At 69.7% G+C, this 18,167-nt stretch carries 15 protein-coding genes; 8 read left to right on the top strand and 7 right to left on the bottom strand.

The window, feature by feature from the left end:
• Positions 1 to 133: 133 nt before the first annotated feature.
• The 3 genes from ACHBTE_RS04085 (at position 134) to ACHBTE_RS04075 (ending at position 3,980) form a co-directional block, all read left to right on the top strand.
• Positions 134 to 1,021 (top strand): FadR/GntR family transcriptional regulator, encoded by an 888-nt coding sequence (locus ACHBTE_RS04085; RefSeq protein ID WP_394721921.1) that lies wholly within the window; start codon positions 134 to 136, stop codon positions 1,019 to 1,021.
• A gap of 429 nt (positions 1,022 to 1,450) precedes the next feature.
• Positions 1,451 to 2,992: an RNA polymerase sigma factor gene (locus ACHBTE_RS04080; protein WP_394721920.1), complete on the top strand. Its 1,542-nt coding sequence runs from the start codon at positions 1,451 to 1,453 to the stop codon at positions 2,990 to 2,992.
• Between the two features lie 133 nt (positions 2,993 to 3,125).
• Positions 3,126 to 3,980, top strand: a complete 855-nt coding sequence (locus tag ACHBTE_RS04075; RefSeq protein WP_394721919.1) for a serine protease — start codon at positions 3,126 to 3,128, stop codon at positions 3,978 to 3,980.
• 112 nt (positions 3,981 to 4,092) lie between these two features.
• Here ACHBTE_RS04075 and ACHBTE_RS04070 read toward each other — a convergent pair whose 3' ends face one another.
• Positions 4,093 to 4,323 carry a hypothetical protein gene (locus ACHBTE_RS04070; protein ID WP_394721918.1) on the bottom strand — a complete coding sequence of 77 codons (231 nt, stop codon included), beginning with the start codon at positions 4,321 to 4,323 and terminating at the stop codon, positions 4,093 to 4,095.
• A 443-nt stretch (positions 4,324 to 4,766) separates the two neighbouring features.
• On the opposite strand from ACHBTE_RS04070, the gene ACHBTE_RS04065 reads away from it, so the two are divergent.
• From ACHBTE_RS04065 to ACHBTE_RS04055, 3 genes are all read left to right on the top strand, one after another.
• Positions 4,767 to 6,890, top strand: coding sequence for a type IIA DNA topoisomerase subunit B (locus tag ACHBTE_RS04065; RefSeq protein ID WP_394721917.1), 2,124 nt, complete (start codon positions 4,767 to 4,769; stop codon positions 6,888 to 6,890).
• A 303-nt stretch (positions 6,891 to 7,193) separates the two neighbouring features.
• Complete coding sequence (locus ACHBTE_RS04060) at positions 7,194 to 7,655, top strand: DUF485 domain-containing protein (protein WP_394721916.1); 462 nt, start codon at positions 7,194 to 7,196, stop codon at positions 7,653 to 7,655.
• Complete coding sequence (locus ACHBTE_RS04055; protein ID WP_394721915.1) at positions 7,652 to 9,247, top strand: cation acetate symporter; 1,596 nt, start codon at positions 7,652 to 7,654, stop codon at positions 9,245 to 9,247. Before ACHBTE_RS04060 ends, ACHBTE_RS04055 begins: the two co-directional genes overlap by 4 nt.
• A 122-nt stretch (positions 9,248 to 9,369) precedes the next feature.
• Here ACHBTE_RS04055 and ACHBTE_RS04050 read toward each other — a convergent pair whose 3' ends face one another.
• The 4 genes from ACHBTE_RS04050 to ACHBTE_RS04035 all read right to left on the bottom strand — a co-directional run bounded on the left by ACHBTE_RS04050 (position 9,370) and on the right by ACHBTE_RS04035 (position 14,215).
• Positions 9,370 to 10,050 carry a response regulator gene (locus tag ACHBTE_RS04050; protein ID WP_394721914.1) on the bottom strand — a complete coding sequence of 227 codons (681 nt, stop codon included), beginning with the start codon at positions 10,048 to 10,050 and terminating at the stop codon, positions 9,370 to 9,372.
• A complete protein-coding gene (locus ACHBTE_RS04045; protein WP_394721913.1) occupies positions 10,047 to 11,723 on the bottom strand; it encodes an ATP-binding protein in 1,677 nt (558 codons plus the stop codon). The genes ACHBTE_RS04050 and ACHBTE_RS04045 overlap by 4 nt, the downstream gene beginning before the upstream one ends.
• 219 nt (positions 11,724 to 11,942) lie before the next feature.
• A complete protein-coding gene (locus ACHBTE_RS04040) occupies positions 11,943 to 12,887 on the bottom strand; it encodes a sucrase ferredoxin (RefSeq protein WP_394721912.1) in 945 nt (314 codons plus the stop codon).
• A gap of 65 nt (positions 12,888 to 12,952) precedes the next feature.
• Entirely contained in the window at positions 12,953 to 14,215 is a 1,263-nt protein-coding gene (locus tag ACHBTE_RS04035; RefSeq protein WP_394721911.1) for a citrate synthase, read from the bottom strand.
• Positions 14,216 to 14,322: 107 nt separating this feature from the next.
• On the opposite strand from ACHBTE_RS04035, the gene ACHBTE_RS04030 reads away from it, so the two are divergent.
• Positions 14,323 to 15,489: a citrate synthase/methylcitrate synthase gene (locus ACHBTE_RS04030; protein ID WP_394721910.1), complete on the top strand. Its 1,167-nt coding sequence runs from the start codon at positions 14,323 to 14,325 to the stop codon at positions 15,487 to 15,489.
• A gap of 255 nt (positions 15,490 to 15,744) precedes the next feature.
• Here ACHBTE_RS04030 and ACHBTE_RS04025 read toward each other — a convergent pair whose 3' ends face one another.
• Together ACHBTE_RS04025 and ACHBTE_RS04020 are read right to left on the bottom strand one after the other, a co-directional pair.
• Positions 15,745 to 15,981 (bottom strand): hypothetical protein, encoded by a 237-nt coding sequence (locus ACHBTE_RS04025; RefSeq protein ID WP_126899425.1) that lies wholly within the window; start codon positions 15,979 to 15,981, stop codon positions 15,745 to 15,747.
• A gap of 168 nt (positions 15,982 to 16,149) precedes the next feature.
• Positions 16,150 to 16,698: a DUF6082 family protein gene (locus ACHBTE_RS04020; protein ID WP_394721909.1), complete on the bottom strand. Its 549-nt coding sequence runs from the start codon at positions 16,696 to 16,698 to the stop codon at positions 16,150 to 16,152.
• A gap of 324 nt (positions 16,699 to 17,022) precedes the next feature.
• On the opposite strand from ACHBTE_RS04020, the gene ACHBTE_RS04015 reads away from it, so the two are divergent.
• On the top strand, positions 17,023 to 18,144 hold the full coding sequence (locus ACHBTE_RS04015) for a CobW family GTP-binding protein (RefSeq protein WP_394721908.1): 1,122 nt from the start codon (positions 17,023 to 17,025) through the stop codon (positions 18,142 to 18,144).
• The last annotated feature ends 23 nt before the right edge of the window (positions 18,145 to 18,167 follow it).

Raw genomic sequence — 18,167 nt, 5'->3', positions numbered from 1 at the left:
TGCGCGCAACTCCCCGGGGAAAGCCCATTTCTTTCCGATAAGGCGTCAATTGCGATGGGGTGAGCGATCACCCTTTCGTGTGCTTTTCACCAAAGACCTCAAGGGAGTTGAGGACTGCGCCGACAAAGGATCCGTGAGTACCCTTGCGCACACCATGATGACCGCCGCCCGCGCCGCCGACTCCGGTCTCGCCGGCCCGGGCGAACTCGACCGCTACCCCTACGCCGAGGCCCCCGTCGCCGACCGCGTCGGAGTCCCCGCCTGGGAGAGCGCGGACCCCGAGCTGGGCCGTGTCGGCCGCCGTGCCGCGGGCAGCCGCGGGCGCGGGCTGCACGGCCAACTCGTCCAGCAGCTCGGCCAGATGATCGTTTCCGGCGACCTGGGCGCCGACCGGCCGCTCGTGCCCGAGGAGATCGGGCAGCGGTTCGAGGTCTCCCGCACCGTAGTCCGTGAGTCGCTCCGCGTCCTGGAGGCCAAGGGCCTGGTCAGCGCCCGGCCGAACGTGGGCACGCGCGTGCGCCCCGTCAGCGACTGGAACCTCCTCGACCCGGACATCATCGAGTGGCGGGCCTTCGGACCGCAGCGCGACGATCAGCGCCGGGAGCTGAGCGAGCTGCGCTGGACGATCGAGCCGCTCGCCGCCCGCCTCGCCGCCGGGCACGGGCGCGACGACGTCCAGCAGCGGCTGGCCGACATGGTCGAGATCATGAGCCATGCGATGGGGCAGGGCGACGTCCTCACCTTCTCCCGTGCCGACACCGAATTCCACTCGCTGCTGATCCAGGTCGCGGGCAACCGCATGCTGGAGCACCTGTCGGGGATCGTCTCGGCCGCCCTCCAGGTCTCCGGTGGCCCCGTCACCGGCTGTGACCGGCCGAACGAGACGTCCCTGGCGCTGCACAGCAGGATCGTCGACGCCCTCGCCGCCGGCGACGGAGCCGCCGCCGAGACGGCCATGCGTCAGCTGCTCACCGTCCACCCCGAGGTCGAGCGCGTCGTGCCCGCACCCCGCGAGCACTGACCGCGCACCAGGGTGGCGCGACCGAGGGATGCCTCCCCCCTCCTGGGGCGTCGACCGGTCCGCGCACCCTCTCCCGTCGGACCCGCAGGATCCACCACGGATCCTGCGGGTCCGACGGTGCGACGAGGTGGTCGATTCGCCGTACAGTGCATGGGGCCAGATCACGGCTGACCTATTTTGGTCGTGTCTGCCCGTTTTTGATCGGTTACGGGATGTGACTCGGGCCACGCAGATTGGGCGTAACGCTCGGGGAAACAACGCGATGACCTAAGAGGTGACTGCCGAGGAGGGAATACGGACGCCGCTCAAGGCGCTGTGCATCCTCCAGGCCCCCGCCCGCACCGTCGGCCCATCCCCAGGTCGGTGGTCGGCTCCTGTCCGCCGTGGACGGGGCCGGAAGCCGTTTTTCAACGTTCCGAGAGGTTGTTCGTGTCGGCCAGCACATCCCGTACGCTCCCGCCGGAGATCGCCGAGTCCGTCTCTGTCATGGCTCTGATTGAGCGGGGAAAGGCTGAGGGGCAGATCGCCGGCGACGATGTGCGTCGGGCCTTCGAAGCTGACCAGATTCCGGCCACTCAGTGGAAGAACGTACTGCGCAGCCTCAACCAGATCCTCGAGGAAGAGGGTGTGACGCTGATGGTCAGTGCCGCGGAGCCCAAGCGCACCCGAAAGAGCGTCGCAGCGAAGAGCCCGGCCAAGCGCACCGCCACCAAGACGGTCGCGGCGAAGACGGTGACGACCAAGAAGGCCACCGCCACCGCCACGCCGGCGGCGCCCGCAGCCGAGCCCGCCGTAGAGGACGAAGCCCCCGCCAAGAAGGCCGCTGCCAAGAAGACGACCGCCAAGAAGGCGGCAGCGAAGAAGACGACGGCCGCGAAGAAGACCGCTGCCAAGAAGACCACCGCCAAGAAGGACGACGTCGAGCTTCTCGAGGAAGAGGTCCTCGAGGAGGCGGCGCCCGGCAAGCCCGGCGACGAGCCCGAGGGCACCGAGAGCGCCGGTTTCGTGCTCTCCGACGAGGACGAGGACGACGCGCCCGCGCAGCAGGTCGCCGCGGCCGGCGCCACCGCCGACCCCGTCAAGGACTACCTCAAGCAGATCGGCAAGGTCCCCCTGCTCAACGCCGAGCAGGAGGTCGAGCTCGCCAAGCGCATCGAGGCGGGTCTGTTCGCCGAGGACAAGCTGGCCAACGCCGACAAGCTGGCCCCGAAGCTCAAGCGCGAGCTGGAGATCATCGCCGAGGACGGCCGCCGCGCCAAGAACCACCTGCTGGAGGCCAACCTCCGCCTCGTGGTCTCCCTGGCGAAGCGCTACACCGGCCGCGGCATGCTCTTCCTGGACCTCATCCAGGAGGGCAACCTCGGTCTGATCCGCGCGGTCGAGAAGTTCGACTACACCAAGGGCTACAAGTTCTCCACGTACGCCACCTGGTGGATCCGTCAGGCGATCACCCGCGCCATGGCCGACCAGGCCCGCACCATCCGTATCCCGGTGCACATGGTCGAGGTCATCAACAAGCTCGCGCGCGTGCAGCGCCAGATGCTCCAGGACCTGGGCCGCGAGCCCACCCCGGAGGAGCTGGCCAAGGAGCTCGACATGACCCCGGAGAAGGTCATCGAGGTCCAGAAGTACGGCCGCGAGCCCATCTCCCTGCACACCCCGCTGGGCGAGGACGGCGACAGCGAGTTCGGTGACCTCATCGAGGACTCCGAGGCCGTCGTCCCGGCCGACGCGGTCAGCTTCACGCTTCTGCAGGAGCAGCTGCACTCGGTCCTCGACACCCTGTCCGAGCGCGAGGCGGGAGTCGTCTCGATGCGCTTCGGTCTCACCGACGGCCAGCCGAAGACCCTCGACGAGATCGGCAAGGTCTACGGCGTGACGCGTGAGCGCATCCGCCAGATCGAGTCCAAGACGATGTCGAAGCTGCGCCACCCGTCGCGGTCCCAGGTGCTGCGCGACTACCTCGACTAGTCCCTCCCGAGCATCGCCCAAGGCCCGGTTCCCCGAGTGGGGGCCGGGCCTTCGCGCTGTCGGCGCGGGTGCGGGGTGGCGTGGGCTGAATCACCCTGGGTGTCCCATGACCACCCCAGAGTGAGGAGGGTCCATGCGTCGTTCCGTTGCCCGGGCGCTGACCCGGCCGTTGGCCCTTGCGGCCGTCGCTGCCGCCATACCGCTGGTGTCCGCCGCCCCTGCGGTCGCCGACAGCGTCGTCGTCGGGGGGTTCCCGGTCGATGTGTCCGAGAGCCCGTGGACCGTGGCCCTGGCCAGCCGTGACCGGTTCGGGGGTACGCGGGCTGGTCAGTTCTGTGTCGGTGTGGCGGTGGGCCGCACTACCGTGCTCACCGCCGCCCACTGCATGAGCGAGGAGGTCCTCGGTGCCACTCCGGACCGGATCCGCGACCTCAGCGTCATCGCCGGCCGTACGGACCTGCTGTCGAGCCAGGGACAGGAGATCCGGGTCCGCAGGAGCTGGGTGAATCCGGCCTACGACAGTGCCACCAATGCGGGGGACTTCGCCGTGCTCTCCCTCGCTGAGCCGCTTCCCGCGAGCTCGGTCATCGGCATGGCCCGTACCGGCGATCCCGCCTATGCGCCGGGGACGGAGGCGCTGGTCTACGGCTGGGGGGACATCACCGGCGCCGGCGACTACGCGCGCAGCCTGCGTGCGGCGCGTGTGCGGGTGCTGTCGGACGCGCTGTGCAAGGAGGCGTATCCGGGCGGTGGTGACGGCAGGTACCTGGCGGACAGCATGGTCTGCGCGGGGGAGCCGCAGGGCGGCCGGGACGCCTGTCAGGGGGACAGCGGAGGGCCGCTGGTCGCTCAGGGGAAGCTGATCGGGCTCGTGTCCTGGGGGAGCGGCTGCGGTCGCGCGGGCAGTCCGGGGGTCTACACGAGAGTGTCCGAGGTCTTGCGCGCCCTGCGCCGGCCTACAGCGGCCAACCGTCCCGTGGGCGGCTGACGGGGGCCCTGAGGGCCGCGGGGCATGAGCGCGGGCGGTCGCCCCTGCTCTTCAGGGGCGACCGCCCGTCAACCGGCCTGTGCCGGAGCTGGCTCGTCGTTAACGCGAGATGTCAGCGCTCATCCTCGGACGCAGACGCAGGAACGGAGGTCAGCCGCTCCGTCTCGTCCTGTATCTCAGCGGCGATCTTCTTGAGTTCCGGCTCGAACTTGCGACCGTGGTGGGCGCAGAAGAGCAGTTCTCCGCCGCTGAGCAGGACGACACGCACGTATGCCTGTGCGCCGCAGCGGTCGCAGCGGTCAGCGGCCGTCAGCTGGCTCGCGGGGGTCAGAACAGTAGTCACGTCGCCTCTTCTCTAGCTCGACGAGCTGTCGTACCAGGGTCAACATCCAACCAGCCCCAAAACGTTCCCGCTCGTGGCTTCTCCCTCAGTGAAATTTTCCGAGGGGGCGGCTGCTGCCGGTTTGGCGGCGAATGTGCCGTATTGCGTCTCTGTCTTGCTTACGGTTTCGCGCTGTCGGTCAAGGTCAGGTCCTCCCGGCTGGGTTGCCGGTTCGTTCATGAGGACGTGCCCGGAGCCTAAATGGTTCATGCCTGGAAGGGAACGTGATATGTACTTCACCCCATCGAGGGATCGAACATGTATACGAGTCTGGACTAGTCTGTGTTTCGCACGAGGGTGGCGTTACAACGGCTCTACCAGGCCTCGGTACCCTCTTGACGGCGACCGAAGCCGCGCCCTTACCCATCAGGGCGTCACCTGAAATTCAGCGAGGAGCGAACCGCGTGACCGCCGAGACGTCCGTGCCGTCCACAGCGCTGCTGGCAGGAGCAGACCGGGACGGTTCCAACTACACCGCGCGGCACCTGCTCGTCCTCGAGGGCCTCGAGGCCGTGCGCAAGCGCCCGGGCATGTACATCGGCTCCACCGACAGCCGCGGTCTGATGCACTGCCTGTGGGAGATCATCGACAACTCCGTCGACGAAGCCCTCGGTGGCTACTGCGACCACATCGAGGTGATCCTCCACGACGACGGCTCCGTGGAGGTCCGGGACAACGGCCGGGGCATCCCGGTCGACGTCGAGCCCAAGACCGGCCTGTCCGGCGTCGAGGTCGTCATGACCAAGCTGCACGCCGGCGGCAAGTTCGGCGGCGGCTCCTACGCCGCCTCCGGCGGTCTGCACGGCGTGGGCGCCTCCGTGGTCAACGCCCTGTCCGCGCGGCTGGACATCGAGGTGGACCGGGGCGGCCACACCCACGCCATCAGCTTCCGGCGGGGCGTTCCCGGCGCCTTCGCCGCCGACGGCGCGAACGCCAAGTTCGACGCCAAGAGCGGCCTGCGCAAGGCAAAGAAGATCCCCAAGACCCGTACCGGTACGCGCGTGCGGTACTGGGCCGACCGCCAGATCTTCCTCAAGGACGCCAAACTCTCCCTCGACACGCTGCACCAGCGCGCCCGCCAGACCGCGTTCCTGGTGCCGGGGCTGACCATCGTCGTCCGCGATGAATTCGGTCTCGGCGATGGCGGCAGCAAGGGCGAGGAGTCGTTCCGCTTCGACGGCGGCATCAGTGAGTTCTGCGAGTTCCTGGCCACCGACAAGCCCGTCTGCGACGTCCTCCGCTTCTCAGGTCAGGGCTCCTTCAGGGAGACTGTCCCGGTCCTGGACGAGCACGGGCAGATGACCCCCACTCAGGTCACCCGCGAGCTAGAGGTCGACGTCGCGCTGCGGTGGGGCACGGGGTACGACACGACCCTGAGGTCGTTCGTGAACATCATCGCCACGCCGAAGGGCGGCACACATGTCGCCGGCTTCGAGACGGCGGTGACCAGCACGATGAACGAGGTGCTGCGCACCAAGAAGCTGCTGCGCGTCGCCGAAAACGACATCGTCAAGGACGACGCCCTCGAAGGGCTCACCGCGGTCGTCACCGTGCGCCTCGCCGAGCCGCAGTTCGAGGGGCAGACCAAGGAGGTCCTCGGCACCTCGGCGGCCCGCCGGATCGTGAACTCGGTGGTCGCCAAGGAGCTCAAGGCGTTCCTGACGTCCGCCAAGCGCGACGCCGCCGCACAGGCGCGCGTGGTCCTCGAGAAGGCTGTTGCCGCCGCCCGTACGCGCATCGCGGCCCGCCAGCACAAGGACGCACAGCGCCGTAAGACGGCACTGGAGTCCTCGTCGCTGCCCGCCAAGCTCGCGGACTGCCGCAGTGACGACGTGGACCGCAGCGAGCTCTTCATCGTCGAGGGAGACTCCGCGCTCGGCACCGCCAAGCTCGCCCGGAACTCCGAGTTCCAGGCGCTGCTGCCGATCCGCGGCAAGATCCTCAACGTTCAGAAGTCGTCCGTGACCGACATGCTCAAGAACGCCGAGTGCGGCGCGATCATCCAGGTCATAGGGGCTGGGTCCGGCCGGACCTTCGACATCGACGCGGCGCGCTACGGCAAGATCATCATGATGACCGACGCCGACGTGGACGGCTCCCACATCCGGACCCTGCTGCTGACCCTGTTCCAGCGCTACATGCGTCCGATGATCGAGGCGGGCCGGGTGTTCGCCGCGGTGCCGCCGCTGCACCGGATCGAGCTGATCCAGCCCAAGAAGGGGCAGGACAAGTACATCTACACGTACTCGGATCGCGAACTGCGCGACAAGCTCATGGAGTTCCAGAGCAAGGGCATCCGGTACAAGGACTCCATCCAGCGCTACAAGGGCCTCGGTGAGATGGACGCCGACCAGCTGGCCGAGACGACGATGGACCCGCGCCATCGCACCCTTCGCCGGATCAACCTCTCCGACCTGGAGGCCGCCGAGCGGGTCTTCGACCTGCTGATGGGCAACGACGTGGCTCCGCGCAAGGAGTTCATCTCGGGGTCGGCGGCCACGTTGGACCGGTCACGTATCGACGCGTAGTCGCTGCGCCGGCTGAGCCGGGGTGGTGGTTTCGGCTTCCACTTCGGCTCGGCTTGGTGCTGTGCATCGGGGTGTTCAGGCCCGCGCCCCCGACGCTGCGGCGACATCGGGGCCGCCTGCGTCGGTGAGTGCGGGCGGCCGGACCTCCGTGCGCGAGGGGCCGCGGTCGGCGGTTGCGGTAGAACGCAGCGCCAGGATGCCGTTCGCGCCAAAAATGCGGGCTTCTGCGGGTGAATCACCTGATGGGGTGAAGCGCGAGGAGAAGCCGCGTCGGCGATCTTTCCGTTCTGTCCATGCTTGGGCATGTACTCAAGCGACGGTCGTCCCCGCGACGCCAGAAATGTGCGGTACGACGATCCCTGGTACGACGCTCTCGCCGCCGGGTGGGGAGAGTCGGACGGCACGGACGCTCCCGAGGTCACGCGGCCGGTCGCCCGCGATGTGTACCTCGAGGTACAGCGCAGCGCGGCCTTCCAGGAGGTCCGCAGCCGCTATCGGAGGTTCGTGGTGCCGGCGGTCGCTGTGTTCCTCTCCTGGTACGTGGCCTACGTCGTCGCGGCCACGACCGCGCCCGGGCTGATGGCCAGGCCCGTGGCGGGCGCTGTGAACGTGGCGATGCTGGCGGGGCTGGGACAGTTCCTCACCACGTTCGGGCTCACCTGGGCATACGCCCGGCACGCACGGCTGCGCCGGGACCGTGCGGCGCTCGAACTGCGCTGGGACACGCAGGAGTTGACGCGCGTCACACGCGGGGGTGCGTCATGACGGGAGACCATCAGAGCCTCGCGCTGCTGCTGTTCAGCGTGTTCGTCGCGATCACACTCGCGATCACGACCTGGGTGAGCCGTAAGCGGCAGGGTTCGGCGGAGGAGTTCTACGCGGGCGGTCGGCTCTTCTCCCCCATGGAGAATGGTTTTGCCATCGCCGGTGACTACATGTCCGCCGCGTCCTTCCTGGGCATCTCGGGGCTCATCGCCCTCTTCGGCTATGACGGGCTGCTGTACTCGGTGGGCTTCCTCGTGGCCTGGCTGGTGGTGCTGTTCCTGGTCGCCGAACTCGTGCGCAACTGCGGGCGGTTCACGCTGGCCGATGTGGTCGCCGCGCGGATGAGGGAGCGCCCCGTACGGATCGCGGCGGGAACTTCCTCGGTCACCGTGTCCGTTCTGTATCTGGTGGCGCAGATGGTGGGCGCGGGCACCCTGGTCGCGCTGCTGCTCGGGGGCGAGGGCGGGGCGGTGCAGGCCTGGGCCGTCATCGGCGTCGGCGCGCTCATGGTGATCTATGTGTCGTTGGGAGGGATGCGGGCCACCACCTGGATCCAGATCGTCAAGGCCGTCCTGCTCCTCGGCGGGACCGTGGCGCTGACCGTGCTCGTCCTGGTGCGTTTCCACGGCGACTTCGACCGCCTGCTGCTCACGGCGGCCGAGCGCAGCGGTCACGGTGCGGCGTTCCTCGCGCCCGGGCTGAAGTACGGCGGTGACTGGACGTCCCGGTTCGACTTCATCAGCCTGGGCCTGGCACTCGTGCTGGGCACAGCCGGGCTGCCGCACATCCTCTCGCGCTTCTACACCGTGCCCACGGCTCGCGCGGCCCGGCGCTCGGTGGTCTGGGCGATCGGGCTGATCGGGGGCTTCTATCTGATGACGATCGTCCTGGGCTTCGGCGCTGCGGCGATCGTGGGTCCTGAGGCCGTGCGGGCGTCGAACGCGGCCGGGAACACGGCGGTTCCGTTGCTCGCCCTCGATCTGGGCGGCGGCGCGCACTCCACCGGAGGAACGGTTCTCTTTGCCGTGGTCGCCGCCATCGCCTTCGCCACGATCCTCGCGGTGGTCGCCGGCATCACCCTCGCCTCATCGGCCTCCGTGGCCCACGACCTGTACGCCTCCCTATGGCGCCGACGCACCAAGCAGCCCCGCAGTGAGGTCGCCGTGGCGCGCGTCGCCGCCGTCGCGATCGGCCTCGTCGCGATCGCCCTCGGCCTGCTGGCCCGCGATCTGAACGTCGCCTTCCTGGTGGGCCTCGCCTTCGCCGTCGCCGCGTCCGCCAATCTGCCGGTGCTGCTCTACACGCTGTTCTGGCGGAACTTCACCACGCGCGGAGCCGTATGGGCCGTGTACGGCGGCCTGCTCCCGGCGGTGGTGCTCGTGCTGCTGTCGCCGGTCGTCTCGGGAAGCCCCGAATCCCTGTTCCCCGGCGTCGACTTCCAGTACTTCCCCCTCCAGAACCCCGGCCTCGTCTCGATCCCGCTCGGCTTCGTCGCGGGCTGGCTGGGCACGGTCACCTCGGCCGAGATCCCCGACGAGGCCAAGCACGCGGAGACGGAGGTGCGGTCGCTCACCGGGGCGGGAGCGGTCTGAGCGGGAGCGGTCTGACGCGAACGGCTCACGCAAAGCGCCGAGCCGACGGCTGATATTCGCGTCCCCGGCATCCGTATGAAGAGAAGGGCACGGTTCCTTCCCCCGCCCCCACGGGCCGTGCCTCAGGCGCGGGTCGCCCACACATATCGGTGTTCCGGGCGGCCCGCGTCGCCGTATTTCAGGGTGAGGCGGGCCCGTCCCGTGCGCTCCAGGAGCTTGAGATAGCGCTGGGCGGTCTGGCGGCTCACTCCGGTCCGCTCGGCGATCTCCTGAGCGGACAGGGGGCCTTGGGCGTTCATCAGGGCCTGCCGTACGAGCTCCGCGGTCGTGGGGGAGTGGCCCTTGGGCAGATCCGGCTCCGACGGCGCCGACAGGGCGCCGAAGATACGGTCCACCTCCGCCTGTTCCGCCTCGCCGCCGCCGTCGAGGGTGCGGCGCAGATCCGCGTACGCCTCCAGCTTGGCGCGCAGGCCCGCGAAGGCGAACGGCTTCACCAGATACTGAAGCGCCCCGTGCCGCATCGCCGCCTGCACCGTCGACACATCACGCGCCGCCGTCACCATGATCACATCGGTCTGGTGGCCGCGCCGGCGCATCTCCTGGACGACCGACAGGCCCGTCTCGTCCGGCAGATAGTGGTCCATGAGGACCAGGTCGAGGCGGGGCAGCAGCTCGACCTGGCGCAGCGCCTCCGCCGCGTTGTGCGCCTCGCCGGCCACGTGGAAGCCCGGCACCTTCTCCACGTAGGCGGCGTTGACCCGCGCGACGCGCGTGTCGTCGTCCACGACCAGGACCTCGATCATCGCGACTCCTTCCGGGCTGCACCGTGCGGATCCGACGGCGACGTGAGGACCGGTTCCAGGTCCGGTTCGGCCAGCGCCTCGGGCAGGACGACGATGAACTCGGCGCCTCCGCCGTCCGCTCGGCCCACCGTCGCGCTGCCGCCCTGCCGTTCGGCGAGCCTGCGCACGAGGGAGAGCCCGATGCCGCGCTCACGATGGGCGGGCGGCTGCTTGGTGGACCACCCCTCCGTGAAGATCAACTCGCGTTGCCCTTCCGGGATTCCCGGCCCCGTGTCCCGTACCCGGAGGATTGCGGTCCGCCCCTCGGCGCGCAATTCGACCTCCACGCGCGCGTGCTGTGTGCCCGCGGCGGCGTCCAGAGCATTGTCCACGAGATTGCCGACGACCGTGACGAGCCCCCTGGGATCGATCAGCCGGTCCGGCAGCCCCGTCCGGTCCGACAGGCGCAGGGCGACACCGCGTTCGGCCGCCACGGTCGCCTTGCCGACCAACAGGGCGGCCAGCAACGGGTCCTGGATCTTCTCGGCGACCTGCTCCGCGGTGGCGCGATGATCGCCGACCACCTCGCCGACGAACTCCACTGCCTCGTCGTACATCTCCAGCTCCAGCAGCCCGAGGAGCGTGTGCATACGGTTGGCGTGTTCGTGGTCCTGGGCGCGCAGGGCGTCGATCAGACCGCGCGTCGAATCGAGCTCCCGGCCGAGCTGGGTCAGCTCGGTGCGGTCGCGCAGAGTGGCGACGGCGCCGCCGTCGTCGGTGGGCATGCGGTTGGCGACCAGGACCCGCTGACCGCGGACCGTGAGCAGATCGGTGCCCGTCACCCGGCCGGCCAGTACATCGGTCGTACGGCCCGCGCCGAGCGCCTCGTCCAGGGACCGGCCGACGGCCTCGTCACCGATGCCCAGCAGGCGCCGGGCCTCGTCGTTGAGCAGACGGACCCGGCCGTCGCGGTCGAGGGCGACGACGCCCTCCCGGATACCGTGCAGCATCGCCTCGCGCTCCGCGAGCAGCGCCGAGATATCGGAGAAGGCCAGGTCACGGGTCTGTCGCTGAACCCGGCGGGAGATGAGCCAGGCGGCCAGCGCGCCGACGGCCAGGGCGCCGCCCGCGTATGCGAACAGCCCCGGGATGGCGTGCAGCAGTCGGGCCCGCACGCTGTCGTAGGCGATGCCGACCGAGACGGCCCCGACGATGTCGCCGTCACTGTCGCGCAGCGGTACCTTGCCGCGGGCACTGCGGCCCAGGGTGCCGTCGTCGATCTGCATGACCTCATGCCCGGCCAGGGCCTGACCGGGGTCGGTCGAGACGAGTCTGCCGATCTCGCCCGGGGTGGGGTGGGACCAGCGCACGCCGGTCCGGTCCATGACGACGACGTACTCGGCCTTGGTCGCCGTACGAATCCGCTCCGCCTCCTGTTGGACCGGACCGTCGGCGGTCGCGGCCGTGCTCGCCAGGTCCTCGGCGATCTGCGGCTGGGCCGCGGTGGTCTGTGCGATCGAGAGCGCGCGGCGCATCGCCTGATCGTCGAGCTGGTCGCTGAGCGGAGCGAGGAACAGTCCGGTCGCGAGCACCGCGACCCCCGCGGCGATCGCCACCTGCATCAGCAGCAGCTGCGAGAACATCCGCCGGGGCAGACCGAGGCGCAGGCGACGGGCGGGGGGAGTGGGGCTCATACCCACGACGGTACGTGGACGTGCGGGGACTGCCGTAGAGGGATGTGGCGTGGATCTCTTGATCAATGTGCAGACGCCGGGACCGGCCCTCTACTCGGCGTGTGATCGACTGCTGTCTTGATCAATGTCCAGGCACGCCGGTCCAGTCGAGGGGCGTCGAGTCGATGATTGTCCAGTCGATCGGGCCGGTCCACCCGAGGTGCCTATTGGTGCGGCCGATCAACTCGCGAGTGCAGCCGTCACCGTGAGCTCGCGCACCGCCACCACGTCCATTCGCGCAGGTGAGCCGAGCACCGACGCCCCACAGCTCTCGGGTCGCGCCGGCAAGGAGCTGCCCTGGGCCACGACGACCCGCCAGCGCCGCCCGTCCACGTGGGCGACCGTCACGTCCCACCGGGGAGCGGCGCCGTCCGTCCGTACGACACTCAGGGCCTGCGCCGCGCACTCTCCCGTAACCCTGCGTACGGCCAGCTCGGCTGCCTGGCCGGGCCGCTCCCAGGCCGAACTCCCGCGGCAGCCGTCGAGGACGATCCGCCCTTCGTGGGCGCTGTGCAGGACCTCCTTGACGGCGTGGGCCTGCGCACGGCCGTACGCGTAGCCGTACGGGAGGACGAGCAGTGTCGGGGAGAACCGATGTCCACCCAGATGGGTGACCTCCCAGACGCCGTCGACGCCGGATGCGCTGAGCTCGGCCGCGAGCGGGCGGCCGAGGAGGGCGCAGCAGCGGTCCCGCTTGCCGTTGGTGCAGACGAGCGCAAGGGGATGGCCGGTGTGGGGGCGACCCTGAAGTACGGCGTCGAAGGTGCGCGGATCACCGGCGCCGAGGGCGGCGAAGTCCAGGTCGAGCAGCCGCCCGGGGTCGTTGGTGGTGGCAGCGTGCAGCCACACCCGCCCGGGCACCGTGTGCGCCACGTAGACCCTGCGCTCGGCGAGAGTTCCGCAGTCGGCATGCCGGCCGGGGCGGCGGATCAGCGCCACGCGTACGCCTGTGCCCTGCGCGGCCGCCTCCAGGGCGCGGCCCAGCGCGGGGTCCAGGTGGCTCTGGGTGAGCGCCTTGGCACCCCACGGACCGGGCTGCTCCAGCAGCAGCCAGGTCGTCGCGGTCGCGGCGGTCCCCGCGATGGGCTCGTCGAGGTCGCGCGAGACGGTTGAGCACGTACTCACAGAGGTGAGCCTAACCTGACTTGCGTCACGGTGGCCTCCCGAGGGGCTTGTTCCGGGGGTGCGACCTACTCCGGGAGCGGCTGGGGTGGGGTGGGGCCGCTGTAGTGCCCGCTCGGGCGCATGCGCAGCGGGCGTTCCCCGTACTCCTCCAGAGCGTGGGCGATCCAGCCCGCCGTACGGGCCACGGCGAAGATCGCCTCACCCGCGGAGGAGGACATGGCGGAGGACGCCGTGAGGACGGCGAGGGCCAGGTCGACGTTGGCGTGCAGTGGGGCGTGCCGGGCCGCGGTGGCGACGATGTCGCGGGCCGCGGCGAGGGCGGGAGCGGAGCCCGGGAGCTCCTCCAGGAGCTCGAACAGGACCCGCGCGCGTGGGTCCTCGCCGGTGTACAGCCGGTGACCCAGCCCCGGGATCCTTCGGCCCGCCCGCAGCTCCTCGGCGATGACGGGGCCCGCGTCGCCCCGGTCGAGCACCTCCATGAGCAGCTTGTGGGCGTGGCCGCTGGCCGCGCCGTGCAGGGGGCCCTCGAGTACGCCGAGCCCGGCGGAGACGGCGGCGTAGGGGTGTGCCCGGGCTGAGGCCGCGACGCGCACGGCGAGGGTCGAGGCCGCCAGGTCGTGGTCGACGAGCAGGGCGAGCGCGGTGTCCAGGACTCGCAGGGAGGCCTCGTCGGCGGGCAGGCCGCTCAGCTGACCCCACAGTCGGTGGGCGAGTGAACCCTCGTCGCGGTAGGTGTGGCGCGAGGTCGACAGGGCGGCGACGAGCGTGGGGATGAGGGTGCGTGCGGTGCCGAGCACGGCCTCCTCGGACAGGTCGAAGCGCAGCGGGTCCGCTGCCGCGGCGGCGATGGCGGCCACCCGCAAGCGGTCGGTGGGTCCGGCGTGTTCGGGCAGTGCTTCGGCGGCGAGCCGCGCGGCGGCGACGGAGGCCTCGAGGGCTCTGAAGGTGACGCCGTGGCGCATCCTGCCGGTCCACAGCCATTCGGCGACCTCTTCGTAGGAGTGCCCGGCGGCCAGTTCGGTCGCGTCCACGCCGCGGAAGTAGTAGCGGTCGGCGTCGATGAACGTGAGCCGGGTGCGCACGGACAGGTCGCCGCCCGAGCCCGAACCGGAACCGCCGGAGGATTCCCGCCTGTTGCGCCGGGCGAGTGACTCCACCTCTTGGGCGTCGAACGTGCTGCCCCGGCCGCCGGGCACGCGGCGGCTGCTGAGGTGCCCGCGGCTCACGTACGCGTACACGGTCTCGGGCTTCACTCCGAGCAGCTCGGCTGCCTCCTGGGTGGTCAGCCGACGTGCCGCCGGGGCAGGGCCGGGTTCTTGATCGCGCATGGGGTCACCGTATCCAGAGCGCTGACATTGATCTATATATTGATTCAATCAATATTGACAGATTGACAGTCAAGCATGGACGGTTAAATCAAGTCCAGGGAGGAATCATGTCCGTCAACAGGTCAGCAGCCGCGCTCGTCGAAGTACCCCGTGGACTCGCGGGCGTCGTCGTCACCGACACGGAAGTCGGTGACGTCCGGGGGCTCGAGGGCTTCTATCACTACCGCCAGTACTCGGCCGTCGAACTCGCGCAGACCCGCCCGTTCGAGGACGTCTGGCATCTCCTCGTCCACGGTGAACTGCCGGACGCCGAAGGTGCCGCCGTCTTCGCCGCCCGGACGGCGGCGCTGCGGCGGCTCCCTGACGAGGTGCGGGCGGCGCTGCCCGCGATCGCGGCGGCGAGCGGACCGTCCGGCCCGCTGGCCGGTTTGCGCACCGCGCTGTCCCTGCTCGGCGCGGCCGCGGGGTTCCGGCCGGTGTACGACATCGGCGCCGACCAGCGGCTCCGGGACACGCTCGTGGCAGCAGCTGCCGTACCCACGCTGCTCACCGCGCTGCACCGGCTGGGCAAAGGGCTCTCGCCCGTCGAGCCGCGGGAGGATCTGTCGTACGCGGCGAACTACCTGTACATGTTGACCGGAGTCGAACCGGATCCGGAGCGGGCGCGGGCGGTTGAGCAATACTTGATCTCGACCATTGACCATGGATTCAATGCGTCAACCTTCACGGCCCGGGTCATCACCTCCACCGGCGCGGACGTCGCGGCCTGTCTGGTCGGAGCCGTGGGTGCGCTGTCGGGCCCCCTGCACGGCGGAGCGCCCAGCCGGGCGCTGGACACGCTCGACGCCATCGGCACCCCCGACCGCATCGACGCCTGGATCCGCGAACGTGTTCTCGCCGGTGATCGCATCATGGGTTTCGGCCACCCGGTCTATCGCACCGAGGACCCCCGTTCCCGGATGCTCCGCGACCTCGCGCTGACCTTCGGTGGCCCGCGCGTCGAGTTCGCCGTCGAGGTCGAACACCGCGTCGAGGCGATCCTCGCGGAACTGAAGCCGGGCCGCGAACTCCACACGAACGTCGAGTTCTACGCGGGCGTGGTCATGGAACTCTGCGGCCTGCCACGCGAGATGTTCACGCCGACGTTCGCCGCTGCTCGGGTGGTGGGCTGGAGCGCCAACATCCTGGAGCAGGCACAGGACTCGAAGATCATCAGGCCGGTCGCCCGATATGTGGGGCCGGGGGCGCCGGTGCGGGTGCCGGGGGCGGCCTGAAGGGCCTAGTGAGGCAGGGCCTAGTGAGGCAGGGCGTAGCGAGGCCGGCAGGGCGTAGTGAGGCCGGAGCGCTGCCTGAACGGCCAAGATACGCGTGTGGCCTGGTGCCGTTCCGGCGCCAGGCCTCATCGGTGGGGAGCGGAGCAGTGACGGGGTGCCGGCTGCTCGCCGGGTCGGTCGCCGGCTCGCGGAACGGTCGCGCGCGGCCGGGGGTGTGACGGTACGGGTCTGGGTGGACGCGTGCTCGTGCGGTGGTCAGGCGTCAGGGATGTCGGCCTTGGCGCGGATGAGGGTCTCCCGGCTGACGATGACGATGCGCTCGTAGTCGGCGCGGGCGGCATCGGCGGGCAGTTCCGGCTCAAGCGCTTCGGTTGCCTCGGTGCCGATGACGGCGAAATTGCCGTCACTGAGTTCGAACACGTCCGGGCAGGTGGCTCCCGAGTTACTGCCTCGGGCGCTCGGAGGCACACCGATGCGGCGCACGATCTTCAAAGGTTCCGGTCCTTACGAACAGGGGGTTGGGCACACTAGTGGGCAGCACGTTACTGCTGATGCCCAGCCGCACGCGGCTGGATTGGCGAAAAGTCACCCAGTCGCGCCTGCGTACCTCGTGGTTGACCGCCTCCGCCTCGACCTCCGTCTCCGCTCCGCCGCCCCGGATCAGTCGGTCGGTGGATGACCCACAACCCACCACTCGTCCGTGTCGGCCTCGTCGAGGTCTCTGACGAGACCATCGACCATATGTCCCAGCTGGGCTTCTTCGGACGTCTCGTTGAGGGACGCCCGCATGGGCTGCGAAGCCTTCCAGTACTCGCGGAAGATCGGGCTCTGGAAGAACTCGCGCAGGTGGCGGTAGAGCTCCTCGCGGTCCAGCAGGCCCGCTCGGTACAGGTGGTAGAGGTGGACGTACCACGCGTTGGCGTAGAAGAACTGGCGGCGCCTCTCCGCCGGGATCCTCTTGTCGTAGGTGTCTATCACCGCCGCTAGTGACGGGTCGTCGATCGCCCTGGCCAGCAGTTCCCACTGCATGCGCTGCTGGTGGGCCAGGGCCTTGCGGCGCATCGCGAGTTCTTCGAGTTCCAGCTGCCTCTCCTGCAGCCGGGTCCGCTCGGACCGCCGTCGGTGGGCAGCCGCTGTGGTGACGGTGGTGACCAGGAGGGCGAGTGCGGTGGTGCCCAGCCTCCCGACTGAGTACTTCCGTGTGGTCATGTCAATTACCCCCGATCAGGCGGCCGTCCGCCGGTCGTCGGAAGGTGGGTCGACTGGAGGGGACCGGCGAGCGGTGGGCGGCGCTTGCCGTCTCCCAGAGTGCCGAGCGGCTCTGATCGGCGGGGGAGGCGGAGAGGAGGCGCACGGAGGGAAGCGAGGGTCGCACACTCCGGCGCCTTGCCCAACGTCTGCCCAGCAAGTGCTGCTAACAATCGTTCACTTCGCGATGTTTCCCGTGGTTCGTATCCTGGGGCGGCATTCATTTTCCGTAGGTGCGCCGGGGCCGAGAGCCGGTGCACGCGTAGGCGTGAGAGAGGTCGCACGTTGGGGCACAGCCGCACCGCGCAGCAGATCCCGGTGGTCGTACTCGCCGGATTCCTCGGTTCCGGTAAGACGACTCTGCTCAATCACCTCCTGCACCGCAGCGGAGGTACCCGCATCGGTGCCATCGTCAACGACTTCGGCGCCATCGAGATCGACGCCATGGCCGTCGCCGGCGCGCTCGGCGACTCCACCGTCTCCCTCGGGAACGGCTGTCTGTGCTGTGCCGTCGACGCCAGTGAGCTGGACGTCTACCTGGAGCGGCTCGCCCGGCCCGCCACCGGCATCGACGTCATCGTCATCGAGGCGAGCGGACTCGCCGAGCCCCAGGAACTCGTGCGCATGCTGCTCGCCAGCGAACACCCCGGCATCGTGTACGGCGGGCTCGTCGAGGTCGTCGACGCCGCCGAGTTCGACGACACCCGCGCCAGGCACCCCGAGATCGACCGGCATCTCGCCCTCGCCGACCTGGTCGTGGTCAACAAGCTCGACCGGGCGGAGGACGAGGAGCGCGCGCTCGGCCTGGTCCGCGGGCTCGCCGACCGCGCCGCCGTGGCCCCCGCCACCTACGGCCGGATCGACCCCGAGTTCCTCTTCGACTGCCGGCCCAGCGAGGAGCGCCTCGGCCAGCTGTCCTTCGACGATCTGCCCAAGTACGGCGAACACGGCGAACACGGCGGGCACGCTGAGGAAGACGGCCACAGCGGCCATCTGCACTCCGGGTACGACAGCCTCTCCCACGTCTCCGACGTGCCCCTCGACCCGCGACGGACGATGGAGTTTCTGGACAGCAGGCCGGAGGGGCTGTACCGGATCAAGGGGTACGTCGACTTCGGCCCCCACGACACCGCGAACCGCTACGCCGTGCACGCCGTCGGACGGTTCCTGCGCTTCTACCCCGAGCCCTGGAGCGCGGGCGAGGCGCGCCTGACCCAGCTCGTCCTGATCGGCTCCGGCATCGACACCGCGTCCCTGTCGAAGGAACTCGAGGCGTGCAAGAGCGACGCCCCACACTCCGCCGACGAGCACGGCATGTGGGGCGTCCTGCGCTACGTACGAGACCCCGACGACGACGAGGACCCTGCCGGGTCGCCGCGAGTGGGTCCCGACGATCCCTCGGTCTAGGGCCTAGGCCCTGTCGTCAAATT

It is taken from the genome of Streptomyces sp. M41 (assembly GCF_043673425.1).
Classification (GTDB): Bacteria; Actinomycetota; Actinomycetes; order Streptomycetales; family Streptomycetaceae; genus Streptomyces.
Note: the sequence above shows the minus strand (reverse complement) of the source record. Positions and strands in the feature narration are given on the sequence as shown.